Origin of the sequence: Pseudomonas sp. TH04 (genome assembly GCF_016651355.1) — a bacterium.
GTDB classification, from domain to species: domain Bacteria; phylum Pseudomonadota; class Gammaproteobacteria; order Pseudomonadales; family Pseudomonadaceae; genus Aquipseudomonas; species Aquipseudomonas fluorescens.
In genome coordinates this window covers 1389172-1400903 of sequence record NZ_JAEKEA010000001.1, presented here as the reverse complement: position 1 = coordinate 1400903, position 11732 = coordinate 1389172, and the positions used below count along the sequence as shown (strand labels likewise).

The 11732-nt window shown below is 60.2% G+C and carries 12 protein-coding genes; 3 read left to right on the top strand and 9 right to left on the bottom strand.

Features of this window, described 5'->3' with window-relative positions; genetic code table 11:
• Positions 1-205 precede the first annotated feature (205 nt).
• A complete protein-coding gene (locus tag JFT85_RS06075) occupies positions 206-820 on the bottom strand; it encodes a LysE family translocator (protein WP_053255443.1) in 615 nt (204 codons plus the stop codon).
• A 145-nt stretch (positions 821-965) separates the two neighbouring features.
• On the opposite strand from JFT85_RS06075, the gene JFT85_RS06070 reads away from it, so the two are divergent.
• Entirely contained in the window at positions 966-2051 is a 1086-nt protein-coding gene (locus tag JFT85_RS06070; protein WP_201229482.1) for a DUF1615 domain-containing protein, read from the top strand.
• Here JFT85_RS06070 and JFT85_RS06065 read toward each other — a convergent pair whose 3' ends face one another.
• Positions 2052-2837, bottom strand: a complete 786-nt coding sequence (locus tag JFT85_RS06065) for a DUF4349 domain-containing protein (protein WP_053255445.1) — start codon at positions 2835-2837, stop codon at positions 2052-2054.
• A 157-nt stretch (positions 2838-2994) separates the two neighbouring features.
• Between JFT85_RS06065 and JFT85_RS06060 the strand changes: the two genes are divergently transcribed.
• Complete coding sequence (locus JFT85_RS06060) at positions 2995-3411, top strand: PaaI family thioesterase (RefSeq protein WP_053255754.1); 417 nt, start codon at positions 2995-2997, stop codon at positions 3409-3411.
• A 92-nt stretch (positions 3412-3503) separates the two neighbouring features.
• On the opposite strand, the gene JFT85_RS06055 is transcribed toward JFT85_RS06060, so the two are convergent.
• From JFT85_RS06055 to JFT85_RS06045, 3 genes are read right to left on the bottom strand one after another with little or no spacing between them, the layout of a single operon-like run.
• On the bottom strand, positions 3504-4685 hold the full coding sequence (locus JFT85_RS06055) for an acetyl-CoA C-acetyltransferase (RefSeq protein WP_053255446.1): 1182 nt from the start codon (positions 4683-4685) through the stop codon (positions 3504-3506).
• 11 nt (positions 4686-4696) lie between these two features.
• Positions 4697-5356, bottom strand: a complete 660-nt coding sequence (locus tag JFT85_RS06050) for a CoA transferase subunit B (protein ID WP_053255447.1) — start codon at positions 5354-5356, stop codon at positions 4697-4699.
• Positions 5357-5387: 31 nt separating this feature from the next.
• Positions 5388-6086 (bottom strand): CoA transferase subunit A, encoded by a 699-nt coding sequence (locus tag JFT85_RS06045; protein WP_053255448.1) that lies wholly within the window; start codon positions 6084-6086, stop codon positions 5388-5390.
• 133 nt (positions 6087-6219) lie between these two features.
• On the opposite strand from JFT85_RS06045, the gene JFT85_RS06040 reads away from it, so the two are divergent.
• Entirely contained in the window at positions 6220-7125 is a 906-nt protein-coding gene (locus tag JFT85_RS06040) for a LysR family transcriptional regulator (protein WP_201229480.1), read from the top strand.
• A 72-nt stretch (positions 7126-7197) separates the two neighbouring features.
• Here JFT85_RS06040 and JFT85_RS06035 read toward each other — a convergent pair whose 3' ends face one another.
• The 4 genes from JFT85_RS06035 to JFT85_RS06020 all read right to left on the bottom strand — a co-directional run bounded on the left by JFT85_RS06035 (position 7198) and on the right by JFT85_RS06020 (position 11512).
• Positions 7198-7527 carry a hypothetical protein gene (locus JFT85_RS06035; protein ID WP_053255450.1) on the bottom strand — a complete coding sequence of 110 codons (330 nt, stop codon included), beginning with the start codon at positions 7525-7527 and terminating at the stop codon, positions 7198-7200.
• Between the two features lie 603 nt (positions 7528-8130).
• The gene (locus tag JFT85_RS06030; protein WP_201229479.1) at positions 8131-8979 is read right to left on the bottom strand and encodes an NAD-dependent protein deacetylase; all 849 of its coding nucleotides are present in this window, start codon (positions 8977-8979) and stop codon (positions 8131-8133) included.
• A gap of 8 nt (positions 8980-8987) precedes the next feature.
• Entirely contained in the window at positions 8988-9428 is a 441-nt protein-coding gene (locus JFT85_RS06025; RefSeq protein WP_053255452.1) for a CBS domain-containing protein, read from the bottom strand.
• A 131-nt stretch (positions 9429-9559) separates the two neighbouring features.
• On the bottom strand, positions 9560-11512 hold the full coding sequence (locus JFT85_RS06020) for a DNA topoisomerase III (protein ID WP_053255755.1): 1953 nt from the start codon (positions 11510-11512) through the stop codon (positions 9560-9562).
• Between the last annotated feature and the right edge of the window lie 220 nt (positions 11513-11732).

Sequence of the window (11732 nt, the reverse complement as noted above, 5' to 3'; positions counted from 1 at the left end):
CCAGCCTGCCAATGGCCGTGTTCAAGCGACAGCCCCAAAACCCTGGGCTTTAACAAAGAAAACCATCTGCAATCCCTCGCACTGTGTGATCAGGCGAAGGACTTTGCAGAGGTTTTAAGGAGAGATCTGTAGAGCTTGTCCGGCTGTTGCGTGGGAAGTTTCAGTAGTCCTTGTCAGTGATCCATTGACATGATTCAACGCGTTCTCAGCGCTGCGCAAACGCCAGGTTCAACCCCAGCCCGGCAAAGGCCGTGGCAAAACTGCGTCGCAGCCAGTTCTGCACACGTGGCGACTCGACCACTGCACGACGAAACACATTCGCCAACAGGCCATACAGCACAAACACTGCAAGCGTCATCGCCATGAACACGCCGCTCAGTACCAGCATCTGCAAGGCCGGCGCGGTGCCGCCTGGCGTTACGAATTGAGGCAGGAAGGCCAGGAAGAAAATTGTCAGCTTGGGGTTAAGAATGTTCAGCAAGAAGCCACGCAGGATCAGGCTGCGCGCGGTCGCAACTGTCGGCGTGTCGTTCATTGCAAAGGCCGAGCGGTCACGCCAGGTGGCATAGGCCAGGTACAGCAGGTAGGCCGCGCCGGCGAATTTCAGTGCTTCGAAGGCCAAGGCGCTGGTGTGGAGCAGGGCGGACAGGCCCAGTATCGACGCCAGCAAGTGCGGGATGATCCCGGCGGTGCAGCCCAGCGCGGCAAATATGCTGGCGCGTTTGCCGGAGGTCAGGCCGGTAGAGACGGTAAAAATCACCCCAGTGCCGGGGATCAGTAAGACGATCAGGCAGGTGACGAGGACATTCAGACTGAGCATGGCATCCAACTCCGTGTGCGAATGGCTGATGACGGATGCTGTCACGTTCGGTGATAACTGGCGAGTGCACCAGGTTGGCGAACCCCGGTTAGACTTACCTGTCGATATCCGCATTGCCCGGCCCGTCGTTATTCAAGGAAGCCCCATGTATTCAAGCCGTCTGATCCTGTGCCTCACTACGTTGCTGGTGCTGGCCGGCTGCTCCACCCCACGTGGCCCGCAGCAGCCTGAGCGCAGCGAAGCCGAGGTAAAGGCGCAGATCGTGCGCCTGTTGCCAGCCTCGGTACCGGACCGCAGTGGCTGGGCCCAGGACATTTACACCGCTTTCGACACCCAGAAAATCTACCCCAGCACCGAGCATATCTGCGCTGTGCTGGCGGTGACCGAGCAAGAGTCCACCTACCAGGTCGACCCACCCGTACCGAACATGGGCAAGATCGCCCAGGACGAAATTCTGCGCCGTGCCGGCAAGGTCCATGTCCCGGCGTTTGTGGTGCGTGCCGCGCTGCAATTGCGCTCGCCCAGCGGCAAGACTTACGCCGATCGTCTCACTGGCGCACGTACAGAGAAGGACCTCAGCGGCATCTTTGATGATTTCATCAGCAGTGTGCCCTTGGGCAATACCTTGTTTGACGGTTTCAACCCGGTGCATACCGCCGGCCCCATGCAGGTCAGCATCGACTTTGCGCAACAACACGCCCGTGATTATCCCTACACCGTGGATGGCACGATTCGACGCGAAGTCTTCACCCGTCGTGGTGGGATGTATTTTGGTATCACCCATCTGCTCGGTTACCCGGTGAACTACGACCAGCCGTTGTACCGCTTCGCCGATTTCAACGCGGGCTGGTATGCCAGCCGTAACGCTGCGTTTCAGGCTGCCGTCAGCCGTGCCAGCGGCACCGAGCTGGCGTTGGACGGGGATTTGATTCGTTATGGGTCGCTGCTGCCGGGTACCACAGAGCTGGCGGTGCGCTCACTGGGTTCGAAGTTGGACATGCGCAACCCCAGCATCCGCAGCCAACTGGAGCAGGGCGAGCAATTGGACTTTGAGCAGACCACCCTCTACCAGCGTGTGTTTGCTCTAGCGGATAAGGCGGCAGGCAAGCCGATGCCACGGGCGATCCTGCCGGGCATCGTGCTCAAGAGCCCGAAGATCACCCGCAACCTGACCACGGCGTGGTTTGCCAAGCGGGTGGATGAGCGCTATCAGCGCTGTATGAAGCGCTGATCATGGGCGGCGTTTAACGAACCGGCGCCACAGCCAGACCCACAACCACACCACCGGGAACGCCAGGATCAAAAACGGCAGCACATAACTGGCGCGTTCCAGGGCGTCCGCCGTGCCGTTTACCAGGTTGTCACCCAGGTTGCTGAACATTCGGCTGAAGCGTGACTGTTGATGCGCACCGTCGGAAGAGCGGAAGTTCAGGGTCACACGGTTGGTATCAAGGCGACGTTGCTGGCCCGCGGCGACCTGTGCCAGTTCCTGCAGTTCGTTTTCGACAGCGGCCTGTTCCTTGCTCAGGGCGATCAGGTCGCTGACGCTGATGTCCTTGCGCTTGGCCAGTTCGTCGAGGCGTTGCTGTTGGGCTTGCAGGCGATCCTGGCGACGGCGCACATCGGCCACCGCGTCGGCCAGGTCTTCGGCACTGGTGATGCGCTGGCCGAGTTTCCCGCCTTCAGCGGCCAGTGTGACCATCGGCTCCACGCCGCTAGGCGCGATGCGCAGGATGAGCGTGCCGCCATGGTCATCCTCGGTGATGCCCAGAATATTGCAGGCGCCGAAACGTGCCGACTCACACGCCTCACGGGTAGCGTGCATACGTGGTGCAAGCAGGGCGCCAGGCAGCGCCAGCGTCAGCTCATGCTCATAGGCCAACTGCGCACCGGCCCGGCCTTGTTCGCCGTTGATCACGGAGGCGCGGGAGTGATCCTTGGGCGAGCAACCCGCCAGGGCCAGGCCGGCCAGCAAGATCAGAAGCAGCGGTTTTGTTGTGCCTTCCAGATGGCGCATGGCAGTTCCTTTGGCGGTGCAGGGGAAATGGATCGCGATTAAAGCGGGTCTGGCGTATTTACGCAAAGCATCGCGCAGGATTTGCGTGGCTGATGGTGATGGCAGCCTCGCAGAGCCAGGCGTACACCTCAAACCTTATGCCAAGGAAGAACGCGCCATGATCGCTCACACTGTGCCCGAAGGGTTCGTCTCGCTGCCGCGCAGCAGCCCGTTGCTCGACTTGTTAGGCCCGGCGTATTGCCGCGGTGAAGGTTGGCAGCTGGAAATCGGCCTGCGCGCCGACAACCGCCATGCCAATGGGCGCGGCACGGTGCACGGTGGGGTGTTAGCGACTCTGGCGGATATCGGCATGGGGTATGCGATGGCGTTTTCCAGCGAGCCAGCGTTGCCGTTAATGACCGCGAGCATGACCCTGGACTACCTGGGCGCGGTGCAGGTGGGTGAGTGGATGGTGGTGCGGTTGGAGCATCATCAACGGGGTCGGCAGATGGCGTTCGCCACGGCGAGTTTGCAGGTGGGGGAGAAGGTCGTCGCGCGGGCGAGCGCGGTGTTTGCGGTGCCTCGTACCGACTGACAGTGAAGTCATCTGGGTGTTTTTTCAGGCCTGCCGCGCAAAGAAAAGGCCCGGTTTTCGTGGAACCGGGCCTTTTCCATGTTGCTCTTGAATCAGCTGCGTTCGAGGGCGAGGGCTACGCCTTGACCACCACCGATGCACAGCGTCGCGAGGCCTTTCTTGGCATCGCGCTTGATCATTTCATGCAGCAGGGTCACCAGCACGCGGCAGCCTGAGGCACCGATCGGGTGGCCGATGGCGATAGCGCCACCGTTGACGTTGACCTTGTCCGCATCCCACTCCAGCTCTTTGCCCACCGCCAGGGATTGCGCGGCGAAGGCTTCGTTAGCTTCGATCAGGTCCAGCTCGCCCAGGCTCCAGCCGGCTTTCTCCAGGCAGCGGCGGGTGGCCGAGACCGGGCCGATGCCCATGATGGCGGGGTCAACACCGGCGTTGGCGTAGCTGGCAATACGCGCCAGAACGGGCAGGCCGAGTGCCTTGGCTTTATCCGCGCTCATCAGCAGTACCGCCGCCGCGCCGTCATTGAGGCTGGAGGCGTTGCCGGCGGTGACGCTGCCGTCTTTTTTGAACGCGGGCTTGAGCTTGGCCAGGGATTCGGCAGTGGTGCCGGCGCGCGGTTGTTCATCGACCGCGAAAGCCACCGGGTCGCCTTTGCGCTGAGGAATCAGGATCGGGGTGATTTCATCGACAAACCGACCGGCCTCAATCGCTGCAGTGGCTTTCTGCTGGGAGGCTGCGGCGAAGGCGTCCTGGGCTTCGCGGCTGATGCCGTATTTGTCCACCAGGTTCTCGGCGGTGATGCCCATGTGGTAGTCGTTGAATGCATCCCACAGGCCGTCGGTGATCATGCTGTCGATCATCTTGGCGTGGCCCATGCGCAAGCCGGTGCGCGCAGCGGGCAGAACGTACGGCGCCAGGCTCATGTTTTCCATGCCGCCGGCGATGATCACCTCAGCGTCGCCGCAACGAATCGCCTGGGCGCCCAGGTGCAGCGCTTTGAGGCCAGAACCGCACACCTTGTTCAGGGTCAAGGCCGGCACAGCATGCGGCAGGCCGGCGAGGATCGACGCCTGGCGCGCAGGGTTCTGGCCGCTGCCGGCGGTGAGCACCTGGCCGAGGATGACTTCATCCACCTGAGCCGGGTCCAGGCCGGTCTGCTCCAGCAGGCGACGGATCACGGCCGCGCCCAGTTCCGGCGCCGGGATACTGGCCAGCGAACCTTGAAAGCTGCCCACGGCGGTGCGGGTGGCAGCAACAATCACGACGTCTTGCATGGAATCTGTCCTCACTGGAAGTGCATTTCTGGAACGTGGTCCGGGACGATCAGTTTACCGGCGGTCTTGCTCACAATCTCTTCAACGCTGACGCCAGGTGCGCGTTCCTTGAGGACAAAAGCGCCATTTTCGATTTCCAGGTAAGCAAGATCGGTCAGCACACGCTTGATGCACTTGGCGCCCGTCAGCGGCAGGCTGCATTGGCTGAGCAACTTGGACTCACCGTCCTTGGAGGCGTGGGTCATGATGACGATGATGTTTTCCGCGCCGGCCACCAGGTCCATGGCGCCGCCCATGCCTTTGACCAGTTTGCCGGGGATCATCCATGAGGCGATATTGCCGTGTACGTCGACTTCAAACGCGCCGAGCACGGTGAGGTCGACGTGGCCGCCGCGAATCATCGCGAAGGACTCGGCGGAGGAGAAAATCGACGCGCCAATGCGCGCCGTCACCGTTTGTTTGCCGGCGTTGATCATGTCGGCATCGATGGTTTCTTCAGTCGGAAACGGACCCATGCCCAGCAGGCCGTTTTCCGATTGCAGCATCACTTCCATGCCTTCGGGGATGTAGTTGGCCACGAGGGTCGGAATGCCGATGCCGAGGTTGACGTAGAAACCATCCTGCATTTCGCGGGCGACGCGTTGAGCCATTTGTTCGCGGGTAAGAGCCATTTCTTGTCTCCTTATTATTTGGGCTGGAGGATTATTTGCGGACGGTGCGCTGTTCGATGCGCTTCTCGAAGGTGCCGCAGATGATCCGGTCGACGTAGATGCCAGGGGTGTGGATCTGCGCCGGGTCCAGCTCGCCCGGTTCGACGATTTCTTCAACTTCGACCACGGTGATCTTGCCGGCGGTGGCGGCCAGCGGGTTGAAGTTCTGGGCGGTGTGACGGTAGATGACGTTGCCGAAGTGGTCGGCTTTCCAGCCTTTGACAATCGCGAAGTCGCCGGTGATGGACTCTTCCATCAGGTACGGGCGACCGTTGAATTCGCGGGTTTCCTTGCCTTCGGCCACCGGGGTGCCGACGCCGGTAGCGGTGAAGAACGCCGGAATGCCGGCACCGCCTGCGCGCATTTTTTCTGCGAGGGTGCCTTGTGGGGTGAGCACTACTTCGATTTCGCCGCTGAGCAGTTGCTTCTCGAACAGCGCGTTTTCACCGACGTAGGACGCGATCACTTTGCGGATCTGCTTTTCTTCCAGCAGCACGCCCAGGCCGAAACCGTCGACGCCGCAATTATTGGAAACCACGGTCAGGTTGCGGGTGCCTTTGCGTTTGATCTCGGCGATGAGGTTTTCCGGAATGCCGCACAAGCCAAAACCACCGGAAAGCACCGTCATGCCGTCTTCCAGGCCTGCCAGTGCTTCTTCATAGGACGCCACGCGTTTATCGAAACCTGCCATATGCACCTCTTTTATTGTTTGTGGGCCAGCCAATGAGCCGAGTGTTGCGCCGACGCATTGATTTGTTAAGTTGTTTTTTAAGGTTGATTGATTTAGAAAACAGCATAGTCGACGTGTGGCCCGGAGCAGCTTTATGACCGTTAAACAGATGCGAGCCTTTCTCGCCGTGGCCCAGAGCCTGAGTTTCGCCGCTGCCTGCGAGCGCCTGCACCTTTCCCAATCGGCCTTGAGCCTGACGATCAAGGGGCTGGAGGAGGGCTTGGGTGGCCGCCTGTTCAGCCGCAATACCCGCAACGTCGCGCTGACGCCTGAAGGTGAATCGTTGTTACCCCTGGCGCGGCGCCTGATTGCGGAGTGGGACAACGCCGAGGATGAACTGCGCCAGCGCTTCACCCTGCAGCGTGGCCGCGTCACCGTGGCCGCGATGCCCTCGTTTGCGGGCAACCTGCTGCCGCCGATTCTGAAGATATTCCGCGCACGTTACCCTCAGGTGAATGTGACGGTGCATGACCTGATCAACGAGCAGGTACTGGAGATGGTCCGCGACCGTCAGGTGGAACTGGGCGTGGCGTTCGAACCGTCCGAAGGTTCGTCATTGGCATTCACGCCGTTGTACCTGGACCGGTTCATCGCCGTGGTGCCGGGCGATTCGCCCTTGGCACAGTGTGCCGAAATCGACTGGAAAACCTTATTGGAGCAACCGTTCATTACTCTGCAACGGCCCTCCACGGTGCGGGTGATGTTGGAGGAACACTTGGGTGCCTTGCAGATGAAGTTGCCGGTGGCGCTGGAGAGTCATCAACTGGCCACGGTGGGCAAGATGGTTGCTAACGGCCTGGGCGTCAGTGCCGTACCGGCATTGTGCGCACGCCAGATGGAGGAGGCGGGTGCCCATTGCATTACGTTGGGCGATCCGGTGATCGAGCGGCCCATTGGTGTTCTGACCAAACCCGGGCATGAGTTGTCGGCGGCGGCGCAGGTGTTGTTTGATATTTTTCGCGATGAAGCGGCGAGGGGCAGGTTTCCTGCACGGCTATAAAGTTAAGCAACGTCAGGTATTAAAAAGCCCGCTCGAATAAACGAGCGGGCTTAAAATTAAGTGGCACTGTTATCAGCAGTATCTATCAATCACTTTAACCTGCGATTGGCCTTTGAGGTGCTGCCATTCGGTATTAAGTGTGTGAAAAACTTGCTCGATAAAGTTGCGATCGGCAGCCGCTTTCTTGCCAACATAACCCTGGCCGCGGCGGTACATCTTCAGGCGCGCCGCCAGTTCATGGTGGTTACGGTCGAACTCGGCTTCTTCGGTATGGGGCGCCAGGCAGTCAATGTTGACTTCACCCGATTTACCAATCCACAGGATATGGTCGTCGAGTTTGTCTTTCTGCGCTGCGAACATCTCAGCCAATTCATCGATAGTAGGTTGGTTGTTCAGATTCATGTGTAAGCCCCTTGACCAGTTGGCGATCTATCAGTTGATTCGTTAATACTGCTTAGTTGTCTCCGGTTCCGAAAACCGGGCGTCAGTGACGGTCTGCCGAATACGGGCAGGGTCTTGAACCTGATGCATGTAGTCTTGCTGATGAACTGCTACGCAATGGTTTCATAACGAAGACAAGTAGCGTTTGAGCCCCTTGTACCGATTCTTTCGAGCCGGTCAGCTTCATCAATCTGCCTTGTGGGCAGTGCACATCCGGAAAAAACAGCTCGGCGGTCAGACGAGCTTGTTCAAAACGCTTGTTACCAACGCTCCCGATCCGGGAGACGTCTCGATAATGCAAGGACAAAAAGGTTACGTCAACGGTTATGTAGTGATTTTTTTAGAGCACTACATAAATCGCAGCAGGGACGGGAGAATGCGCGAAAACGTGACTCGGGCGTCATTTTTTGTGCGGTGGGTCGAAGGGCACGATCGTCGAACCACCACACGAACCCTGTGGGAGCGGGCTTGCTCGCGAGTGCGGTGGGTCAGCTAAACATTTGTTAACTGACAATCCGCTTTCGCGAGCAAGCCCGCTCCCACACTTTTTGATCTGCAGTGTTCCTACTGCCCCAATCGCTCGACCAGCAAGGGCAGCAACCGCTCGCATGAGGCCTCGATCTTTACCTGTAACAGCTCATCCCCACGGGTCTTGCCCAGGTTGATGGCAATCACTGGCTTGCCGTGTTCCACCATTGCTTTGCACAGGCGGAACGCCGAGTAGGCCATCAGCGATGAGCCCACTACCAGCAAGCCCTCGGCGTGCGTCACCGCAGCTATTGCCTTGGCCGCCGTTGCCTGGGCGACATTCTCGCCAAAAAACACCACATCCGGTTTCAACCGTTGGCCGTTGCAGTAAGGGCAGTGGGGGACCTGGAAGCGCTCTTCAAAGGCTGGATCGAGCAGCGTATCGCCATCGGGCGCCTGCACGGCATCAACGCCGGCCAGATACGGGTTCTGATCTTCCATGACCCGCTGGATCACATCGCGCTCGCTGCGCTGTTGGCAATCCAGGCACAGCACCCAATGCAGGCTGCCATGCAGTTCGATCACCTCATGGCTGCCGGCCTGGTCATGCAAGGCATCGACGTTTTGCGTGATCAGCCCGCTGATGCGCTCGCGTTGTTGCAATGTCGCCAGCGCCCGATGAGCCTTGTTCGGTTGGGCGATGCGTACCCGTGGCCAACCCAGCATCGCTCGCGCCCAGTAGCGGCGCCGCGCTTGAGGAGTGGCCAGGAACTCCTGGTACATCATTGGCGCCTTGCCTCGACGCACGCCCTCGCTGTCGCGATAGTCAGGGATACCCGACGACGTACTGATCCCCGCACCGGTCAACACCAAAAAGCGCCGTTCAGCCATGGCCCGGTGCAGCGTATCGAGGTGGTCCTGTTGATAGTCCAGCGTGTCGAGCATGGGGTCTCCTATTCGCCGCGGATGTATTGCTCCAGTTGCTTGATCAGGTCAGCCTGTTCGGCAATGGCTTCCTTGACCAGGTCACCGATGGAGAGCAGGCCTAGCAGTTTGCCGTCTTCGACCACGGGCAAGTGGCGCAGGTGACTGTCGGTCATGATGTTCATGCACGCCTCGACAGTTTTATGGGTATCGACGGTGATCACCGGTGAACTCATCACCTCATCCACCCTGGTGGTGACCGACGATAAGCCTTTGAGTATAAGTTTGCGCGCGTAATCACGTTCGCTGATGATCCCCACAACCGTGCCTTCTTTGACGACCGGCAAGGCCCCGACGTTTTTCTCGGACATCCGCACCAGTGCCTCAAACACGGTGTGGTCCCATTGGATCGTGTGGACGTCGTGATTCTTCTGGTCCTTGGCTTTGAGCAATTGTGCAACGGTCTTCATGGCGGCCACTCCGGTGTTGTTGTTGGGAAGTCAGCGGGTCACCTACAGAATCCTAGACGGCCCACGACGGAGCAAGGTCCAAAGCGGCGTTAAACCCGTCGAAAAACGTCATTCGCCGGATTTTTTCGACGTTATCCAGCATTTGTCGGTTTTTTCGCTCGCTTGGCGGGGGTGGCTGGCGTTTTGCGCGGGGTGCTCTTGCGTTTCTTTTTCCACGGCGTAGCGCCTCGGCCTGCAGGGCTGGCCGGGCCGCTGATGGTCATGCGCATGCCATTGCAGCGCGCCACTTGTTTACTCATCCAGGCGGCCTGTTTGGCGACAAACTCTTCCAGGCTCATTTCACCGCTTTGCACCATGTCCAGTGCCTGTTCCCAGATCGCGGTGGTGCCGGGGTCGGCAATCGCCCGTGGCACCGCGTCGATCAGGCTGAACGCCGCCGCAGTCGCGGAGAGTGCCTTGCCGTTTTTGACCAGGTAACCACGGTCCAGCAGGCCTTGGATGATCCCGGCGCGCGTGGCTTCGGTGCCAATCCCGGTGGTGTCCTTGAGTTTTTGCTTGAGGAGTGGATCTTCCACCAGTTTGGCGACGTTTTTCATCGCTTTGATCAGGTCGCCTTCGGTGAACGGCTTGGGCGGTTGGGTCCACAGGTCCTTTAGGTTGACCTTGGCCACCGCATAATCCTGGCCCTGCACCAGCGTCGGCAACGCTTGCGGTGCGGCGGCCTCTCGGCCCTTGGCGGGCGCCAGCGCTTCGGGCAGCGCGCGCTTCCAGCCCGGCTCGATGACGACCTTGCCGACTGCGCGCAACGCCTGGCCGGCGCAGTCGAAATCCGCCTGGGTACGATCGTATTCATGGTTGGGCAGGAACTGCGCCAGGTAACGCGCACGAATGAGGGTATAGACCGCGCGATGTTTGCCGGTGAGTTGCCCGACGTCCTTGCCTGCGCCGGTCGGGATGATGCCGTGGTGCGCGCTGACCTTGGCGTCGTTCCAGGCTCGCGAACGGCGTTGCGGGTCGATATGCGGCATCAGCTCGTTCACCGCCGCATCCGCACGGCCCAGCGCTGCGAGAATCTTCGGCGCGTCGCCGTGCTGGCTTAACGGCAAGTAGCCGCAATCACTGCGCGGGTAGGTGATGACCTTGTGCGTTTCGTAAAGGGATTGCGCGATATCCAGGGTTTCCTGGGCGCCGAGGCCGAGCTTCTTCGAGCAGATTTCCTGCAATGTGCCGAGGTCGAAGGGCAGGGGGGCTACCTCGCGCATGCGTTCGGTACGCAGTTTCACCAGGCGCGCAGTACCGGCAGTGGTGATCGCATCGGCGGCCTCCCGAGCCCGTTGCGGGTTGAGGCAGCGGCCCTGATCATCACAGGCGTCCTCGCTGGCGCGCCATTGCGCGGTGAAGGTCATGCGTTCATGGCGCAGGTCGACATCGATGGCCCAATAAGCCACCGGCACAAAGTCTGCGATGCTGCGGTCGCGGTCCACCACCAGGCGCAACGTCGGGGTTTGCACCCGGCCCACCGGCAACACGCCTTGATAACCGGATTGGCGCCCGAGCAAGGTAAACAAACGGCTCATGTTCATACCGATCAGCCAGTCGGCGCGGGAGCGGCCGAGGGCCGAGTGATACAGGCTGAAAGTCTCGGCGCCCGGCTTGAGCGCGGCCAGGGCCTTGCGAATCGAGGCGTCATCGAGCGCCGACAGCCATAGCCGCTGGATGGGCCCGCGGTAACGGCAATGCTCCACCAGTTCACGGGCGATCATCTCGCCCTCACGGTCGGCGTCGGTGGCGATCACCAGTTCCTGCGCTTCCCCCAGCAAACGCTTGACCGCCTTGAACTGGCTGGCGGTCTTGGGCTTGACCCGCATCTTCCATTTTTCCGGAACGATCGGCAGGTCGGCCAGCACCCAACGCTTGTATTTGGCGTCGTAGGCATCGGGCGGGGCGGTTTCCAGCAGGTGGCCGATGCACCAGGTCACTGTGACGCCATTGCCCAGCCAGCAGCCATCGCCACGACGACTGGCGCCGAGCACGGCCGCGATATCCTTGGCCTGGGAGGGTTTTTCACAGAGGTACAGCCGCATGGTCATCACGTCACATCGGGTTGATGCCTTGCAGGATGCTGAGTCAGAAGGATTTGAGCAACCATTATCTGTATGGATGTACAGCAATGTGTGTGAGCACCGCGAAACCAAAATGTGGGAGTGGGCTTGCCCGCGATAGCGATGTGTCAGTCATTACAACGGTGACTGAACAATCGCCATCGCGGGCAAGACCGCTCCCACAGGGGATGTTCGGCGTTTT

What these genes read in the sequence shown, in the direction of transcription:
- JFT85_RS06040 (WP_201229480.1), top strand. Translation starts at nt 6,220, where the DNA reads ATGACCGTTAAACAGATGCGAGCCTTTCTCGCCGTGGCCCAGAGCCTG.
- JFT85_RS06060 (WP_053255754.1), top strand. Translation starts at nt 2,995, where the DNA reads ATGATCGCTCACACTGTGCCCGAAGGGTTCGTCTCGCTGCCGCGCAGC.
- JFT85_RS06020 (WP_053255755.1), bottom strand. Translation starts at nt 11,512, where the DNA reads ATGCGGCTGTACCTCTGTGAAAAACCCTCCCAGGCCAAGGATATCGCG.
- JFT85_RS06030 (WP_201229479.1), bottom strand. Translation starts at nt 8,979, where the DNA reads ATGCTCGACACGCTGGACTATCAACAGGACCACCTCGATACGCTGCAC.
- JFT85_RS06065 (WP_053255445.1), bottom strand. Translation starts at nt 2,837, where the DNA reads ATGCGCCATCTGGAAGGCACAACAAAACCGCTGCTTCTGATCTTGCTG.
- JFT85_RS06045 (WP_053255448.1), bottom strand. Translation starts at nt 6,086, where the DNA reads ATGGCAGGTTTCGATAAACGCGTGGCGTCCTATGAAGAAGCACTGGCA.
- JFT85_RS06025 (WP_053255452.1), bottom strand. Translation starts at nt 9,428, where the DNA reads ATGAAGACCGTTGCACAATTGCTCAAAGCCAAGGACCAGAAGAATCAC.
- JFT85_RS06055 (WP_053255446.1), bottom strand. Translation starts at nt 4,685, where the DNA reads ATGCAAGACGTCGTGATTGTTGCTGCCACCCGCACCGCCGTGGGCAGC.
- JFT85_RS06070 (WP_201229482.1), top strand. Translation starts at nt 966, where the DNA reads ATGTATTCAAGCCGTCTGATCCTGTGCCTCACTACGTTGCTGGTGCTG.
- JFT85_RS06075 (WP_053255443.1), bottom strand. Translation starts at nt 820, where the DNA reads ATGCTCAGTCTGAATGTCCTCGTCACCTGCCTGATCGTCTTACTGATC.
- JFT85_RS06035 (WP_053255450.1), bottom strand. Translation starts at nt 7,527, where the DNA reads ATGAATCTGAACAACCAACCTACTATCGATGAATTGGCTGAGATGTTC.
- JFT85_RS06050 (WP_053255447.1), bottom strand. Translation starts at nt 5,356, where the DNA reads ATGGCTCTTACCCGCGAACAAATGGCTCAACGCGTCGCCCGCGAAATG.